At 58.0% G+C, this 17006-nt stretch carries 17 protein-coding genes (1 of these 17 running past the window's edge); 1 reads left to right on the forward strand and 16 read right to left on the reverse strand.

Features of this window, described 5'->3' with window-relative positions; genetic code table 11:
• Positions 1-12: 12 nt before the first annotated feature.
• The 7 genes from cysS to A6764_RS00485 all read right to left on the reverse strand — a co-directional run bounded on the left by cysS (position 13) and on the right by A6764_RS00485 (position 6281).
• Entirely contained in the window at positions 13-1419 is a 1407-nt protein-coding gene (cysS, locus tag A6764_RS00455) for a cysteine--tRNA ligase (RefSeq protein ID WP_029101092.1), read from the reverse strand.
• A complete protein-coding gene (cysE, locus tag A6764_RS00460) occupies positions 1400-2065 on the reverse strand; it encodes a serine O-acetyltransferase (RefSeq protein ID WP_029101093.1) in 666 nt (221 codons plus the stop codon). The genes cysS and cysE overlap by 20 nt, the downstream gene beginning before the upstream one ends.
• Positions 2066-2254: 189 nt before the next feature.
• Positions 2255-2407: a hypothetical protein gene (locus tag A6764_RS00465; protein ID WP_156110390.1), complete on the reverse strand. Its 153-nt coding sequence runs from the start codon at positions 2405-2407 to the stop codon at positions 2255-2257.
• 3 nt (positions 2408-2410) lie between these two features.
• Positions 2411-3877, reverse strand: a complete 1467-nt coding sequence (gene gltX / locus A6764_RS00470) for a glutamate--tRNA ligase (RefSeq protein WP_065067630.1) — start codon at positions 3875-3877, stop codon at positions 2411-2413.
• Positions 3878-3990: 113 nt separating this feature from the next.
• Positions 3991-4479 carry a 2-C-methyl-D-erythritol 2,4-cyclodiphosphate synthase gene (gene ispF / locus A6764_RS00475; RefSeq protein WP_035296714.1) on the reverse strand — a complete coding sequence of 163 codons (489 nt, stop codon included), beginning with the start codon at positions 4477-4479 and terminating at the stop codon, positions 3991-3993.
• On the reverse strand, positions 4476-5168 hold the full coding sequence (ispD, locus tag A6764_RS00480) for a 2-C-methyl-D-erythritol 4-phosphate cytidylyltransferase (RefSeq protein WP_029101096.1): 693 nt from the start codon (positions 5166-5168) through the stop codon (positions 4476-4478). Before ispD ends, ispF begins: the two co-directional genes overlap by 4 nt.
• Before the next feature lie 21 nt (positions 5169-5189).
• Entirely contained in the window at positions 5190-6281 is a 1092-nt protein-coding gene (locus tag A6764_RS00485; RefSeq protein WP_029101097.1) for a PIN/TRAM domain-containing protein, read from the reverse strand.
• A gap of 291 nt (positions 6282-6572) precedes the next feature.
• On the opposite strand from A6764_RS00485, the gene A6764_RS00490 reads away from it, so the two are divergent.
• Positions 6573-6968, forward strand: a complete 396-nt coding sequence (locus A6764_RS00490; RefSeq protein WP_029101098.1) for a nucleoside triphosphate pyrophosphohydrolase family protein — start codon at positions 6573-6575, stop codon at positions 6966-6968.
• Between the two features lie 157 nt (positions 6969-7125).
• On the opposite strand, the gene pssA is transcribed toward A6764_RS00490, so the two are convergent.
• The 9 genes from pssA to A6764_RS00535 all read right to left on the reverse strand — a co-directional run.
• On the reverse strand, positions 7126-7854 hold the full coding sequence (gene pssA / locus A6764_RS00495; RefSeq protein ID WP_035296713.1) for a CDP-diacylglycerol--serine O-phosphatidyltransferase: 729 nt from the start codon (positions 7852-7854) through the stop codon (positions 7126-7128).
• A gap of 107 nt (positions 7855-7961) precedes the next feature.
• Entirely contained in the window at positions 7962-9038 is a 1077-nt protein-coding gene (gene disA / locus A6764_RS00500) for a DNA integrity scanning diadenylate cyclase DisA (protein WP_029101100.1), read from the reverse strand.
• A 9-nt stretch (positions 9039-9047) separates the two neighbouring features.
• Positions 9048-10415 (reverse strand): DNA repair protein RadA, encoded by a 1368-nt coding sequence (gene radA / locus A6764_RS00505; protein ID WP_029101101.1) that lies wholly within the window; start codon positions 10413-10415, stop codon positions 9048-9050.
• A 101-nt stretch (positions 10416-10516) separates the two neighbouring features.
• The gene (locus tag A6764_RS00510; RefSeq protein ID WP_029101102.1) at positions 10517-12967 is read right to left on the reverse strand and encodes an ATP-dependent Clp protease ATP-binding subunit; all 2451 of its coding nucleotides are present in this window, start codon (positions 12965-12967) and stop codon (positions 10517-10519) included.
• A gap of 79 nt (positions 12968-13046) precedes the next feature.
• On the reverse strand, positions 13047-14108 hold the full coding sequence (locus A6764_RS00515; protein WP_029101103.1) for a protein-arginine kinase McsB: 1062 nt from the start codon (positions 14106-14108) through the stop codon (positions 13047-13049).
• A 21-nt stretch (positions 14109-14129) separates the two neighbouring features.
• Entirely contained in the window at positions 14130-14645 is a 516-nt protein-coding gene (locus tag A6764_RS00520) for a protein-arginine kinase activator protein McsA (RefSeq protein WP_029101104.1), read from the reverse strand.
• A gap of 56 nt (positions 14646-14701) precedes the next feature.
• The gene (locus tag A6764_RS00525; protein WP_029101105.1) at positions 14702-15166 is read right to left on the reverse strand and encodes a CtsR family transcriptional regulator; all 465 of its coding nucleotides are present in this window, start codon (positions 15164-15166) and stop codon (positions 14702-14704) included.
• Between the two features lie 161 nt (positions 15167-15327).
• A complete protein-coding gene (locus A6764_RS00530; protein ID WP_044899148.1) occupies positions 15328-16014 on the reverse strand; it encodes an HAD family hydrolase in 687 nt (228 codons plus the stop codon).
• A 23-nt stretch (positions 16015-16037) separates the two neighbouring features.
• On the reverse strand, positions 16038-17006 hold the 3' portion of the coding sequence (locus A6764_RS00535) for an MGDG synthase family glycosyltransferase (RefSeq protein WP_035296710.1). It continues 162 nt past the right edge of the window; only the last 969 of its 1131 coding nucleotides appear in the window; its start codon lies off the right edge, out of view; the stop codon is at positions 16038-16040.

The following is a 17006-nucleotide window of genomic DNA, read 5'->3' on the forward strand; positions in this document are numbered from 1 at the left end:
GTCACCGGCCCTTTACTTGCGGCGCCAGCGAACGCCCTGCGGGGTGTCTTCCAGCACGATTCCCTTTGCAGCCAGCAGGTCGCGAATCTCGTCTGCGCGAGCAAAATTGCGCGATTTGCGCGCTTCCGTCCGCTCCGCGATGAGCGACTCCACTTCGCTGTCCAGGAGCTCCTGTTCCTGCTCCAGCTTCAGGCCGAGCACGCCGGTCAGCTCCAGCAGCAGGTCGCGGTAGGCGGCAAGCTGCTCCCGGCCGACGTTTTGGTTGCGCATGTACAGGTTGGCTTCCTTCACCAGGTCAAACAGCACGGTAATGGCATTGGCCGTGTTCAGATCGTCGTCCATCTCGGCGATAAACCGCTCCCGCAGTTCGCTTACGATCCGGGCCTGCTCCTCGGCCTGGCCGTTTGGCTCCTCCGGACGGGCCGTCTCCAGCCGGTGCAGCAGGTTGGCGTAGGCGGTCGTGATCCGCTCCAAACCGTTGGCCGCCTGCTCCAGCAGATCGTCGCTGAAGTTGATCGGGTTGCGGTAGTGGCCCTGCAGCATGAAAAAGCGGATCAACTGCCCGCCGTACCGCTCGATCAGCTCCCGCGCCAGGAGGAAGTTGCCGAGCGACTTGGACATCTTTTCGTTGTTGATGTTCAGCATGCCGTTGTGCAGCCAGTAGCGGGCAAACACTTTGCCGGTGTAGCATTCCGACTGGGCAATTTCGTTTTCGTGGTGGGGAAACACCAGGTCGGACCCGCCGGCGTGGATGTCAATCTGCTCGCCGAGGAATTTGAGCGCCATCGCGGAGCACTCGATGTGCCAGCCCGGCCGCCCCTGGCCCCACGGACTTTCCCAGCTCACTTCGCCCGGCTTGGCCGCTTTCCACAGCGCGAAGTCGAGCGGGTTTTCCTTCTTTTCGTTTACCTCCACGCGGGCACCCGCCTGCAGATCGTCCAGCGGCTGGTGGGAGAGCTTGCCGTATTCGTTGAACCGGCCGGTTCGGAAATAGACGTCCCCTTCGCTCTCATACGCATAGCCTTTCTCGATCAGTCCCTCGATAAAGCGGATGATCTCGGGAATCGTCTGCATCACGCGCGGCTGAACGTCGGGCGGCAGCACATTGAGGGCCCGCAGGTCTTCGTTGTAGGCCGCCATGTAGCGGTCGGCCACTTCCTTGACGGTCGTGCCCTCCTCGTTGGCGACGCGAATCAGCTTGTCGTCCACATCCGTGATGTTCTGCACAAACGTGACCTGGTATCCGCGGTACTGCAAATACCGGCGCAGGGTATCAAACACGATCGCCGGGCGGGCGTTGCCGATGTGAATGTAGTTGTACACGGTCGGTCCGCATACGTACATCTTCACCTTGCCCGGCTCAAGCGGAACGAACGGTTCCTTTCGCCGGGTCAGGGTATTAGTAAACTGAATGCTCATTGCTTTTCTTTTCCTCCCTCAATGCGTTCACTTCGTTGCGCAGCTGCTCGATTTCCCGCTGCATCTGCCGAATCGTGTCAGCCAGCGGGTCGGGCAGATTGACATGATCCAGGTCGCACGTGACGCGCTTGCCGTCCTGAATGACGATGCGGGCCTTGATCCCGACCACGGTGGAGTTGGGCGGCACCTCCTGCAGCACGACCGCTCCCGCCCCGATTTTGGAGTTGTCGCCGATCTTGAACGAGCCGAGCACTTTCGCTCCGGTGGCGATAATCACATTATTGCCGATGGTGGGATGGCGCTTGCCTTTTTCCTTGCCCGTACCGCCCAGCGTCACCCCCTGGTAGATGGTGACGTTGTCGCCGATTTCGCAGGTCTCGCCAATGACGACGCCCATCCCGTGGTCGATAAAGAGCCGTCTGCCGATCTTCGCTCCCGGGTGAATCTCGATGCCGGTCATAAACCGGACAAACTGAGAAACGACCCGGGCCAGCGTACACCATCCGGCCTTCCACAGTTTGTGGGCAATCCGATGGCCCCAAATGGCGTGCAGGCCGGAGTAGGTCAGGACCACCTCCAGCGTGCTCCGGGCTGCCGGATCGCGCTCAAATACCGCTTGAATGTCGTCTCGCATCTGTCTGAACATAGGGTGACACCTCCTGCCAGATTGTTTTCGTTGGAATAAGAAAAACCGCCCCGGCCTCCTTCGCGTGCGAAGGAGGCAGAGACGGTGTGAACCGCGGTTCCACTCTGCTTAGACCGTCCCGGAAACGGCGCCTTGGGCCCGTGCGGACGATCTCGCTCATCTCCCGGTAACGGCGGGGCACCGTCTGCCCTACTGCCGCGCCCCAAACGGACGCGGGTTCAGGTCACTGCTCCCAGGGGCATTTCCAAACAGCGCGCGCCGGATGGCTCCCACCTGCCCATCCTCTCTGGAGACGCGAAGGCTGCCGTACTTCTCCTGTTCCTCGCATTTGCCTTTATCCATGCATTATTCGCCGTTCGTCAGGACGCGCTTGACGCGTTCCAGCACCTTGTCTTTGCCCAGCAGATAGAGCGTCACGGCCAAATCGCGCCCGTGGGCCTGACCGGTAGCCGCCACGCGCACCGGCATGAACAGGGCCTTGCCTTTGTGGCCGGTTTCTTTTTGCACCTCTTTCAGCACCGCTTTGATTGTATCCGTATTATATTCGTCCTGCGCCGACAGGTGTTTGACAAACGATTCCAGCACCTCGGGCAATTGCGGTTCCTTCAATACCGCCTTCGCTTCTTCATCGTACACCACTTCGTCGAGGAAGAAAAGCGCCGCCAGCGGCACGATCTGCGCACAGTAGGACATCTGCTCCTGGTAGAGCGAGACGATCTCGCGCACCCACGCCCGCTTCTCGTCGGACAGCGTCTCCTCGATGAACCCCGCCTTTTGCAGGTGCGGAATGCACATGTCGGTGATGAGGTCAAGCGGCTGCCGCTTCAGGTAGTAGTTGTTCATCCAGTTCATCTTGGCCGTGTCGAAGACGGCCGGCGACTTGCTGACGCGGTCCAGGGAGAACAGCTTGATGATGTCCTCCATGGCGAAGATCTCTTCCTCCCCGCCCGGCGACCATCCGAGCAGCACCAGGAAGTTGACGATCGCTTCCGGCAAAAAGCCCAGTTCACGGTACTGTTCGATAAACTGGATAATGCTCTCGTCGCGCTTCGACATCTTTTTGCCTTCCTGGTTGAGAATCAGCGCCAGGTGCGCGAACTGCGGCGGCTCCCAGCCCAACGCTTCGTAAATCATCAACTGGCGTGGGGTGTTGGACAAGTGCTCCTCGCCGCGAATGACGTGGCTGATCTCCATCAGGTGGTCGTCGATCACGACCGCAAAGTTGTAGGTGGGAATGCCGTCCGGTCGACAGATGACGAAATCGCCCATCTCTTTGGTTTCAAACGTCACCTGTCCGCGAATCAGGTCGTTGACGACGTACACCTTGTCGTCCGGCACCTTGAAGTGAATGGACGGAACGCGGCCCTCCCGCTCGTACTGTTCCCGCTGTTCCGGCGTCACGTTGCGGTGTTTTTCCGAAATGCGCGGAGTCTCGCCGCGGGCGATCTGCTCCTCCCGCTCCGCGTCCAGTTCTTCCTTGGTCGCGTAGCAGTAGTACGCCTTGCCCTCGGCCAACAGTTGGTCGATGTATTTGCGGTAAATGTCCAGCCGGTCCATCTGCCGGTACGGCCCGTACGGCCCGCCGATGTCGGTGCCTTCTTCCCACTGGATGCCGAGCCATTTGAGATTCTTCATCTGCTCTTCGTCAGCGTTTTCCACGTTGCGTGTTTGGTCCGTATCCTCGATGCGGACGATGAATTCGCCCCCCATATGCTTGGCAAACAAATAGTTGAACAGCGCCGTGCGCGCGCCGCCGATATGTAGATGCCCCGTCGGACTGGGAGCGTATCGCGTACGGATTTTTTTCGCCATGAGAAGCACCATCCTATTCGTTGAAGGTGTAAAAAAGGCGGAAACAGGGCTGGACTGCGGCGCCCATGTTTCCGGGTCTGCATCACTGTCTTTTTCGTTTCTAAGGTCTTATCTTACACCTCTCCCCGCTGCTTGACAAGCAAGCAGACGGCCTGTGCAGCAATTCCCTCTCCGCGGCCGGTAAAGCCCAGCTTTTCGGTGGTGGTTGCCTTCACGTTCACCTGGGACAGCTCGTCCGCTTCCAGCACGCGGGCAATGATTTCCCGCATCTGCGGAATGTACGGCGCCATTTTCGGCGCCTGGGCGATAATCGTAGCGTCTACGTTGCCCAGGCGGTATCCCCGCTCCTTGACCAGCTTCCAGACGTGTTCCATCAGCTTGACGCTGTCCGCGTCCTTGAACGCCGGATCGGTATCGGGAAAATGGCGGCCGATGTCCCCTTCGCCGATCGCCCCGAGCAGTGCGTCGCTGATCGCGTGCAGGAGCACGTCCGCGTCGGAGTGGCCCAACAGCCCTTTTTCGTAGGGAATGGTCACGCCCCCGATAATGCAGGGGCGGCCTTCCACCAGTTGATGCACGTCAAATCCCTGTCCAATTCTCATCGCTGCTCTCCCCTTCTTCTGCGCAAAATCTCCTCGCCCAGCCACAAATCGTCCGGCGTGGTGATTTTAATGTTTTCATAGCTTCCCGGCATGACGGTGACGGGATGGCCCAGCCACTCCACCAACATGGCGTCGTCCGTCCCCGTTTTGCCCGCCTCGAGGGCCGCCTGATGCGCCTCCCGCAACAAGGAAACACGAAAAGCTTGTGGGGTTTGCACCGCCCACAAGCTCTCGCGCGCCGGGGTCGACTGGACCTTGCCGTTCGCCCCTACCACTTTGATGGTATCCTTGACAGGAACGGCCATGATCGTCGCCTGATCCCGCCGAACCTGCCGAATCAACTCGCTGATCTGTTCCCTGGTCACGAAAGGACGGGCGGCGTCGTGCACAAGTACGTACGAGCAGTTCGGGGAAAGTGCGGCCAGCCCGCTGCGGACGCTGTCCTGCCGTTCGGCACCCCCCAGCGCGACGGTCAGCTTCAGCTTCTCCCGTTTGAGCCAGGCGAGCACATCGGCGTGGTCGCGCTCGCTGACCACCAGAACCACTTCACCGATCTCCGGGTGAGCGGCAAACAGGCGGACGGTATGGGCCAAAATCGGCTCCCCGCCCAGCGGCAGCCACACCTTGTTGCGCTCCGCTCCCATTCGCCTGCCGGAACCGGCTGCGACTATCACGACTCCCGTGTTCACGTCCCCATTCCTCTCCAGTCTCTACAACGCTTTTTCCAACAGCTTGGGCTTGGCGAAGATCATCCGCCCCGCCGAGGTTTGCAGCACGCTGGTGACCAGCACGTCGACGTCGTTGCCGATGTATTCGCGTCCCCCTTCGACGACGATCATCGTGCCGTCGTCCAGGTACGCCACCCCTTGGCCGTGCTCCTTGCCGTCCTTGATCACCTGGACGGTCAGCTCTTCACCGGGGAGAACCACCGGCTTGACCGCATTGGCCAAATCGTTGATGTTCAGCACCGACACGCCCTGCAGTTCGCACACCTTGTTCAGGTTGAAATCGTTGGTGACGACCTTGCCGTTCATCACCTTCGCCAGCTTGATCAGCTTGCTGTCCACTTCGGAGACCTCTTCAAAGTCTCCTTCGTAGATCTGCACCTTGACCTTCATCTCTTTCTGGATCTTGTTCAGGATGTCCAGTCCGCGGCGGCCGCGGTTGCGCTTCAACACGTCGGACGAGTCGGCAATGTGCTGCAGCTCTTCCAGCACGAAGCCGGGAATCACCAGCACTCCTTCCAGGAAACCCGTCCGGCAGATGTCGGCAATCCGCCCGTCAATAATCACGCTGGTGTCCAAAATCTTGTACTCCACGTTGGACGGCGTTCCGCTGTTTTCCTTTTTGCCCTTTTCCCTGCGTCCGATGGAAAAGACGGCCATGATCTCATCACGTTTGCGGAAGCCCACCTGGAAGCCCAGGTATCCGAGCAGACACGACACCATCAACGGCAGCAGATCGCCTATCACCGGAATCGGGATGTTGCTGATGGGAAGGAATAATAAAAAGGCAACAATTAGACCAATAATCAACCCCATCGCGCCGAACATGACATCCACAATCGGCAGCTTGATCAGCGTCTCTTCTCCCCAGCGGACGATGCGCAGCGTGTAATCGACCAGCCAGTTGGCGAGGAAGAAGAAAATCACGGCACCTAAAACGGCTCCGATATAACTCTTGTAATGCACGTCACCGAAATTGAGCAGCGTATCCAGCAAGTCAAACAGGTCGGGACCAAATTTGTAACCCAGGCCGCCCCCGACCAGCACAAAAAAGCTTTTTCCTAATCGGCGAACCATGCCTTCACCTCCTCTTACTTAATATAGACAGAAGTCCGCAGGAAAAACCCTGCTTCCTTAACATGGCTCACACATTTCATGGCGGCATTTCTCCCCCACTATATCAAAGATGAAAACTCAGTGTCAAATAGCCAAAAATTTTAACATACATGTTAAATTTCCGTCAATGGAGAACGCCCGTTTTCCTCCGTTCCCAAATTGACAGGGGACGGATTCCCTTCTTATAATGACAGTAGCAAATTGAATGAAAAATTCTGACGATATCAACAGCCTGAAGCAGAGGTGACTCACATGGACCATCGAAACGTGGACGACTTTCAAACGCAGGTCTCGGAGCTGCTGCTCAGACACCGCAGCGTACTGGACGTCATGTCAAAAATTCAGGAAACAGCGGCCCGTATCAACCGTTCACTGACCAAAGCCATCACCGAATGCGGCTGTGTCGAAGTGGTTGCCAAGAAGCAGTCCTACGATCCCCGTAAAAGTTTGCAGGAAAACCAATCGCTCTTGGACACTCATTTTTCCGGCCCCTTGTGCGAACATTGCCGCGACGTATTGACGGCGGAGCTGGGCAAAAACCTCTTCTACCTCACCGCGCTGTGCAACATTACCGACATCAGGCTGGAAGACGTCATCCGGCAGGAGTCGGAGCGCCTCAATACCCTCGGGGTATTCAACCTGTCATAGACTCCCATTTGGTATTACGATTGTACGCAAAGAAAAGTTGCATGTTCAAAGAAAAAACCCGCTTTCGCGAGCGGGTTTTCTCTCGACAGCCGGACCGGATATCCGACAGGCCAGGCGGGACCGCATCCGAACGGTACCGGCATGCGTCCGTGAGGCGTTATTCAAACGGCAGTGACTCTTCTTCGCTTTCCTTTTTCTTGCGCAGTTTTTTCACCAAAAGGTCAACGTTTTTTTTTATTCCGTACAGGGCGTAAAAGGCGAGCGGCAGGAAGACGATTTTGGGAAACTGCTGCGGGTACTTGATCGCCACGACGACCACAAGCGCCACGATGAGGGGCGTGATCCAAAACGCCGATTTCGGGATGCCCACCTTTTTGAAGTTCGGATACTTGATGGTGGACACCATCAAAAAGGCCAGCAGCAGCATGCCGACCGCCAGCATCGCCACGTTGAACACCTGGTGGTACAGGGCCAGCGTCGCAAGCACCCCGCCCGCAGCCGTGATCGGCAGACCGACGAAGTAGCCGGGCACGCCTGCCTGGACGTTGAAGCGCGCCAGCCTGAGCGCCCCGCAAATCGGGAAGATGGCCGTCACCACAATGCCGAACAGGTGCAGATCCTTCAATGCCACCACATACATGATAAACGCCGGGGCCACCCCGAACGTAATGACGTCGGAAAGGGAATCCAGCTCTTTGCCAAACTCGCTCTGCACGTTCAGCATGCGGGCCACCCGTCCATCCAGTCCGTCCATCAGCATCCCGACGATAACGGTAATCGCCGCGTAATCCACGTACTGGTCGCCCTGAAACGCGAGAATGATGGCGACGATCCCCAAAAACAAGTTACTTATGGTTAGCATGTTCGGCAACGATTTCACGAACATAGACTACCTCCTGGTTTGGTTCGCAAAGGAGACGCGAAAAATCTGTCCATTGCCGGCAAGTCCCCTTGGCAAAGATCAATGCAATCATGCCTGTATCCTATTCTACCTCAAATGTGCCTGTCAATGAACACCTGCTCCTGGATCCGTTTCAACCCTTCCTTGATCGCCCGCGCCCGCACTTCGCCGATGCCGTCCACCTCGTCCAGTTCCTCGATGGTGGCCATCATGATCCGCGGCAGATTGTGAAAATGATCCACCAGGTTGGATATGATCGTCATCGGCAGGCGGGGAATCTTGTTGAGGATGCGGTATCCGCGCGGCGACACCGACTCCTCCAGCATGCTGGCGTTGGCGGGATAGCCAAGAATTCGCAAAAATGAACTGATTTCCAACATTTCATCGGCGGTCAGTTTCTTCATTTCCTTGAGCACCTGTTCCGCCGGCAGGTTGGGGTCGCGGCTGTAATCGCGAATCAGCATGCGGGCTTCCTCTTCGATATTGGCGACCAGCTCATCCACCTGCATGCTGACAAGCCGCCCTTCCGTCCCCAGTTCATAAATATACTTGGTAATCTCCGCTTTGATGCGTAAAACCATCTCGATCCGCTGCAAAACGGAGGTGACTTCGTGCAGCGTCACCAATTCTTCAAACTCCATCGCGCCCAGGTTGGTCAGCGTCTGGTCCAGCACGGCCTTGTACTTTTCCAGCGTGGAGAGGGCCTGATTGGCCTTGGCCAAAATCACGCTGATGTCGTTCAAGACGTAGCGGAAATGGCCTTGATACAGCGTGATCACGTTGCGCCGCTGGGAGATGGCGATGACCAGGTGGTTGGTCTGAATGGCCGTCCGCTGCGCCGTGCGATGGCGCGTTCCCGTCTCGCTCGAAGGGATGGAGGCGGGGGGAAACAACTGAGCGTTGGCGTACAAAATCCGCTTGGCGTCTTCACTTACTATGATCGCCCCGTCCATCTTGGCCAATTCATACAAATGAGCGGGCGTGAAGTCGCAATTAATGGAAAAGCCCCCGTCCACGATGCCTTTCATCTCCGGGCCGTATCCGACGACGATCAGGCCGCCCGTTTTCGCCCGCAGCACGTTTTCCAGCCCCTCGCGAAGCGGCGTCCCGGGAGCGACGAGGCGCAGGACATCGCTGTACTGAGGCTCTCTTTTGTTTGTCTCGAACATAGGTTGCGTCTACCCCCTTAGCACCTCGTCCAATGCTTCGGCGATGTTGCTGATGCCGATTACGTCCATGCCGGTCGGGACTTCCAGGCCGCGGATGTTCTTTTCCGGAATGATCACCCGCTTGAACCCCAGCTTGTGGGCTTCCCTGACCCGCTGTTCGATCCGGGAAACTCCCCGCACTTCGCCCGTCAGCCCCACTTCGCCGATGACGACGTCGTGCGGGTTGGTCGGCTGGTCGCGGAAACTGCTGGCGATGCTGACCGCAATCGCCAAATCGACGGCCGGCTCATCCAGCCGCACGCCGCCGGCCACGTTGACGTACGCGTCCTGGTTTTGCAGCATCAGTCCCATGCGCTTTTCCAGCACGGCCATGATCATGGCCACGCGCTGGTGGTCCACCCCGGTCGCCATCCGCCGCGGCGTCACAAAGCTGGTGGGCGCCACCAGCGCCTGCAGTTCCACCAGCACCGGCCGCGTTCCTTCCATGCTGGCCACCACCGTGGAACCAGCCACGCCGACGGGCCGCTCCGCGAGAAAGATTTCCGACGGATTGCCCACCTCTTCCAAGCCCCGTTCCTTCATCTCAAAAATGCCGATCTCGTTGGTGGAGCCAAAGCGGTTTTTCACCGCCCGCAAGATACGGAAGGTGTTGTGCCGCTCCCCTTCAAAGTAGAGCACGGCATCCACCATGTGCTCAAGCATGCGGGGACCGGCGATGGACCCTTCCTTGGTCACGTGGCCGACAATGAAGGTGGCGATGCCCTTGCCCTTGGCAATGCGCATCAACTGGGCGGTCGCCTCCCGCACCTGCGCCACACTGCCCGCCGCGGACTGAACGGCGGGATGAAACACGGTTTGTATCGAGTCAATAATCAACACATGCGGATCTACCTGATTAATATGCTGTTCGATCAGTTCCAAGTCGTTCTCCGCCAGCACGTACATGGGCGGAGTGTTCATCCCCAGGCGGTCGGCCCGCAGCTTGATCTGCTTGGCCGACTCCTCGCCGGAGACGTACAGCACTTTGAACCCCTGATGGGCGAGCGCAAAAGACGTCTGCAGCAGCAGGGTCGATTTGCCGATCCCGGGATCCCCGCCGACGAGAATCAGCGACCCGGGAACAAGTCCGCCGCCCAACACGCGGTTCAGTTCGCCGATCGTCGTATCCAGCCGCGGTTCTTCCTCGCTGGCCACCTGCGTCAGCGGCATGGCTTCCTGACGCTGCCCGCCGACCGTCAGCTCGTACCGGTGAGACGATTTGACCGCCACTTCTTCGACCATCGTGTTCCAACGGCTGCACCCCGGACATTTGCCCATCCATTTGGGCGATTCATAGCCACATTCTTGACACGCGTATTTCGTTTTATACTTTGACATAACGGTACCTCGTCTGGGATTTCTCCTTTACATGTTTATCATACATGGGCGCACAAAAAAAGAATACCTCCAGTTTCGGAGGCATTCCTTTCTTTCGCCGATTACGACGTGGTCGTTTCCAAGCGCTTCACGACCAGTTGATCGTCTTCCGCGTCGATGGTGACCGTATCGCCCTTGTGAATCGTGCCCTTCAGCAGCTCTTCGGACAATTTGTCCTCGATGTGCCGCTGGATGGCGCGGCGGAGCGGACGGGCGCCGTACGCCGGATCGAAGCCCTCTTTGGCCAGCACTTTCTTGGCCGCATCGGTCAGTTGGAAATCGATCTCCTGTTCTTTCAGGCGCTTGCGCAGTTCTTCCGTCATCAGGGTGACGATCTGCTCGATGTGCTCCTGCTCCAGCGAGTGGAAGACGATCACTTCGTCGATCCGGTTCAGGAATTCCGGACGGAAGCTTTTCTTCAACTCGTCCATCACTTTGTCTTTCATATCCTGATACTTTTTCTCGGTATCGCCGGTGGTGAAGCCGAGCGTCGTGTTTTTCTTGATCATGTTGGCGCCCACGTTGGAGGTCATGATCACCACCGTGTTGCGGAAGTCCACCGTACGCCCCTTGGAGTCGGTCAGACGGCCGTCATCCAGGACCTGCAGCAGGATGTTGAAGACATCCGGGTGCGCTTTTTCGATTTCATCCAGCAGGATGACCGAGTACGGTCTGCGGCGCACTTTTTCCGTGAGCTGGCCGCCTTCGTCGTAGCCGATGTACCCCGGAGGCGCGCCGACGAGACGGGCGGTCGAATGCTTCTCCATGTACTCGGACATGTCGATGCGGATCATCGCGTCTTCGTCGCCGAACAGGGCTTCGGCCACAGCGCGGGCCAATTCCGTTTTCCCGACGCCGGTCGGGCCGAGGAAGATGAACGAACCGATCGGCCGTTTCGGGTCCTTCAGACCGGCACGGGCGCGGCGGATCGCACGGGAGATGGACTTGACCGCTTCGTCCTGGCCGATGACGCGGTCGTGCAAAATCTCCTCCATCTTCAGCAGGCGCTCCGTCTCTTCTTCCTTCAATTTGACCACGGGGATGCCGGTCCAGTTGGCCACCACATGGGCGATGTCCTCCGGCGTCACTTCCATGTTCAGCTTGCCCTGACGCTCTTTCCAATCTTTTTTCGTCTTCTCCAGTTCTTCGCGCAGCTTCTGCTCTTGGTCGCGCAGCGCCGCCGCTTCTTCGAACTCCTGCGATTGGACAGCCGCGTCCTTTTCCTTGCGTACTTCTTCCAGGCGGCTTTCCAGCTCTTTCAGATTCGGCGGTACGGTAAAGGATTGCAAACGCACCTTGGAAGCCGCCTCGTCGATCAGGTCAATCGCCTTGTCCGGCAGGAAGCGGTCGGTGATGTAGCGGTCAGACAGCTTCACCGCCTGTTCGATTGCCTCGTCCGTGATTTTGACGCGGTGGTGCGCTTCGTAGCGGTCGCGCAATCCGTGCAGGATCTTGATCGCGTCCTCCACTGTCGGTTCATCCACTTGAATCGGTTGGAAACGGCGCTCCAGGGCCGCGTCCTTCTCGATGTATTTGCGGTATTCGTCCAGCGTGGTCGCGCCGACGCACTGCAGTTCACCTCGGGCCAGCGCCGGCTTGAGGATGTTGGAAGCGTCGATCGCGCCTTCCGCGCCGCCCGCCCCGATCAAGGTGTGCAGCTCGTCGATGAACAGGATGATGTTGCCCGCCTGGCGGATTTCATCCATGATCTTTTTCAACCGGTCTTCAAATTCGCCGCGGTACTTGGTTCCCGCCACCACGGTGCCCATGTCCAGCGTCATGACGCGCTTGTCGCGCAGCGTTTCGGGAATTTCGTTGTTGACAATCTTCTGCGCAAGCCCTTCGGCGATCGCGGTCTTCCCGACGCCGGGCTCCCCGATCAGCACCGGGTTGTTTTTGGTCCGGCGGCTGAGCACCTGGATCACGCGTTCAATTTCCTTCTGCCGGCCAATCACCGGGTCCAGGCCGCCTTCGCGGGCAATCGCCGTCAAGTCGCGGGCCAGGCTGTCCAGGGTCGGCGTGTTGGCCGCCGGATTGCCGCCGGACGGCTGATGGGCGTTCATCATTTCAGAGCTTCCCAGGAGCTGCAGCACTTGCTGGCGGGCTTTGTTCAGGCTGACGCCCAGGTTGTTCATGATCCGCGCGGCGATGCCCTCCCCTTCGCGGATCAGGCCGAGCAGGATGTGCTCCGTGCCGACGTAGGTGTGACCCAGCTTGCGCGCTTCGTCCATGGACAGTTCAATGACCTTTTTGGCACGGGGGGTGTAGTTGGGCGTGTAGTTGCCTCCGGTTTGTTCCGTGCCGCGGCCGATCAGCGACTCCACTTCGCTTTGGATCTTGTCGAGACCAAGCCCCAGCGATTGCAGCGCCTTGGCGGCAATGCCTTCGCCTTCCCTGATCAGCCCGAGGAGCACGTGCTCGGTGCCAATGTCCTTGTGACCCAAGCGGACGGCTTCCTCCAACGCCAGCGCCAACACCTTTTGAGCTCGTTCGGTAAAACGTCCAAACATCATATCGCGTACACCTCCAACCAGTATGTTCTCTCTATGGATAAAACTAATGCGTGATTCCGTCGATCATCAACCGATGTTCTCAGTGGGCGGAGAGGCGCTCCCGAATCAGGCGGGCCCGCCGTTCGTCCCGCTGTTCCGGCGTCAGCTTCTGCCCCGCGCGATGCTGCAGGAACCCGGGCTGAGTCGTCACCAGCAGCTCATTCAACAACTGGTGCGAAACGTTTTTGATGAGGCCCAGATCGAGGCCCAGCCGAACGTCGGAGAGGCGCTGTGACGCTTCCTTCGATTCCATCGTCCGCGCGTACCGCAAAATGCCGTACGAACGGAAGATGCGGTCCTCCAGGTCGACGCGGGAGTGCTCCATCAGGTAGCGGCGGGCAACGCGCTCCTGTTCGATGATCTGCCGCGCGACGCTGTAAAGGTTGGACAAAATGTCCGCCTCCGACATCCCCAGCGTCACCTGGTTGGAAAGCTGGAACAGGTTGCCCAGCGCTTCGCTGCCTTCGCCGTAGATGCCCCGAACCACCAGTCCCACCTGATTGATCGCCTGCAGAATGCGGTTGATCTGCTGGGTCATCACCAGGGCCGGCAGATGCAGCATGACCGAGGCGCGGATGCCGGTGCCGACGTTGGTCGGACAGCTCGTCAGGTATCCCCGCTTCTCGTCAAACGCGTACGTCAGGTGCTTTTCAAACACGTCGTCGATTTTGGTGCCGATCTCCCATGCTTCATTCAACTGGAACCCGGGCAGCAGCACCTGAATGCGGATGTGGTCCTCCTCGTTCACCATGATGCTGACCGATTCATCCTCGCTGAGCAGGACGGCCCCTTTGCGGGATTCCTCGGCAAGGTGGGGACTGATCAGGTGTTTTTCCACCAGCACGCGTTTCTCCAGCGGGCTTAGCTGGTCCATCTGGATCAACTGGAGCGGCGAACGATTTTTCATCGCTTCGACCTTGCTCACCTCCGCCACTTTCTTCACCACCTCTTCCGCCTGGGAATCGGTGGCGAGCAGCGGGAACGGATGCTGCCGCAGGTTGCGGGCGATGCGCAGCCGCGTGCTGATGACGATGTCGGAATCGGGTCCCTCCCCTTTCATCCAGTTGCTCCACGGGTTTTGCATGAACTTCTGTTGGGACATATCCGCCTCACCTCCCCCTGCTTACGATTGCGCGATTTTTTGTTCCAGCGCCCGGATGCGGTCGCGGATTTCGGCCGCCTTTTCGAACTCTTCGCTGGCGACATAGCGCTGCAGCGCGCTTTTTAGCTGTTCCAGCTCTTTGCGCAGCTTGAGCTGACCGCCGGTTCGCTCCGGCACTTTCCCCATATGCTGGGTATTGCCGTGAATCCGGCGGAAGAGCGGATCCAGCCGGTCGCCCAAAAACGTGTAGCAATCGCTGCAGCCGAACCGGCCGCTTTTGCTGAACTGGGCGTACGTGAGCCCGCAGGTTTCGCAGCGCAGCGGCTTTTGTGCCGTTTCCTGCGATTTTTTGGTCATCGGATCAAAGTGCAACAGCCCCGAAAGGAGATTGTTGATGCTGAAGTTGTGAAAACCGGCAAAGACATCCCCTTTTTCCTGAGCGCAGTGCTCACAAATATGATATTCGGTTTTTTCACCGTTGACGATTTTGGTCAAATGCAGCGTCGCCGGTCGTTTCCCGCATTCTTCACAGTTCATCAGATCGTCCCTCCTAACCGGTTGCTTGACAGTCCGGGGTGGCTTGGTGAATGTTCTTACCGCAGCAAAATGGCAGCAATCATCTGTTTTAAAATGTTGGCCCGCAGGCGGTCGCGCACTTCAGCTTCCACCGTCAGCACATTGCGCGAGGTGGCGATTTTCATCAGGGCCGCTTCCCGGTTGTTGATCAATCCTTCCTCCAGCAAGCGGTCGACAATCGCATGACCAACTCCCTGGGAGATGCTCTCGCCGATCAGCTCCTCGGTCAACAGCTCCTGCAGCCGGGCCTTGCTGACGATCTGCACTTTGCGGATGCGGATGTAACCGCCCCCGCCGCGCTTGCTTTCGACGATGTATCCTTTTTCGACCGTAAAGCGGGTGTTGATGACGTAGTTGATCTGAGACGGCACACACTGAAATAGGTCGGCAAGCTCGCTGCGCTGTATCTCGACAGAGCCGGTCGGACTCTCTTGAATGATGCGCTTAAGATGCTGCTCAATAATGTCCGAGATGTTCCGCAAGTCGTCGCCTCCTGTTCCACTGTGTTTGATCTTGACTTTGACTATCTTTGACTTTGATTATAATGGCTTTACGCCGCGGATGCAAGAGGGGAATACACTTTCTAGTGTAGGCAAAAAGGCTTCGGTTGAAACCAAAACAAAAACCATCCCCGGCGGATGGTTTAGGGATGGTTGCAGTTGACTGTTGTTGGGGCCGGCAGGTGGTCCGGCAGCTGCGAGAATTCGGTGATGATCACATCGGCTCCGTCCAGTTCCCCCGATTTGGCAAAGCCGAAGTCGCAGCCCACGGTAAACAGGCCGTTCGCTTTGCCCGCCTCCACATCGGAGTGCCGGTCTCCCACCATGACGGCCTGTTTCACGTCGTGATCACGCAGCAGTTTGGCGACGAGATCCCGTTTGGAACGCGTGTGAAAGCGGCCCGCGGAGTACAGGTCGGTAAACAGCGGCGTCAGCCCGTAATGCTCGCAGATGGCTTCGATGTACCGTTCCTGCCCGTTGCTGGCGACAAACAGGGCCACGCCCCGGGCATGCAGCTTCGCAAGCACTTCGCGGACACCCGGGTAGAGATCCGTGACGTTCTGCCGCAGCAGGGCCAGTTCGTTTTCCAGCAGCAGCCGGTCGGCCGTTTTTTTGGTATCCTCGCTGATTCCCGGCAGCAATTTTGCCCAGACCTGCTCAATCGTCAGGCCCAAGACGTTGACCAATTCCCGCTCGTCGGGGGTGGGCCCGTCCCACAGCCCCTGTTCGCGGAGCTGTTCAAACGTCCGCTGGAACGCAGGCGTCGACAGCTTCTCCGTCTGCAGCAGGGTTCCGTCCATGTCAAACAAAACAGCGTACGGTATACTCATGGCTCCCTCCTCGTCCTGTCCGGTTACTCTGTCTCTTTGTCTTCTCCAAACAGGGTTGTCATGTCGTTGTGAATGAAATCGGCGATGCGTTCTGCAGCATCCGGTTTGGCTATTTTTTGTGCCATTCTTTTCATGTATTCCACCTTCGTCGGATTGTGCAGCAATTCCTCGATAAAATAAATCAACTGCTCGGACACGTTGGCGTGAACGGCACAGCCGTTGTTGAGCAAAAAGTGGCTGTTGCGTTCCTCCTGGCCCGGCAGGGGGTTGTAAATAATCATCGGCACCTGTTTGCTCATCACTTCCGCCGTCGTCAGTCCCCCGGATTTGGTGACGATCAGATCGGCAATCTCCAGGTACTCGTGAAAGTTATTGATAAACCGCAGCGGCACCACCTCGTGTCGGTAGGTGCGTGCGGATACCTTGCGATACAGCTTGTCGTTGGTACCGGTGAGGATAAAGGTCTTCAGCGGTAGGTTGATCGCTTCCAGTCCGTCCAGAACCTGCTCCATGGAACCGAGTCCCAGTCCGCCTCCGGAAAGGACAATGCAGCGCGTGCCAGGCTCAAGCTGCAGTTTCTGCCGGATGAGCTCCTTGTCCAACGGTTGGCGGAACTTGCGCATGATCGGAATCCCCAGCGGGATGAACTTCCGATGATCGTGCCGGTAGATGTCCACCAGGTAATACAACTGTTCATGCGCGATAAAGTAATAATTGATGTGATGATTGATCCATGACGGGTGAATGGTGTAGTCGGTAATGATCGTGTAGATGGGCTCCCGCCAGCCGTTTCGTCCTTTCAGCACGGACAGCATACAGCTTGCGAACGGATGCGTGGCGATAAACGCATCGGGCTGCACGCTGTTGATCAGCTTTTTCAGCTTGTTGGCGAGCAGCTTGTTCATCCACACGTTCATATCGAAGAAACGGATTTTTTCCGTATTGTGGTAAATCCGTCCCCACATTTTGGGGGAAAGCCGCAGCAGGTTCAT

It is taken from the genome of Brevibacillus sp. WF146, assembly GCF_001673705.2.
Classification (GTDB): Bacteria; Bacillota; Bacilli; order Brevibacillales; family Brevibacillaceae; genus Brevibacillus; species Brevibacillus thermoruber.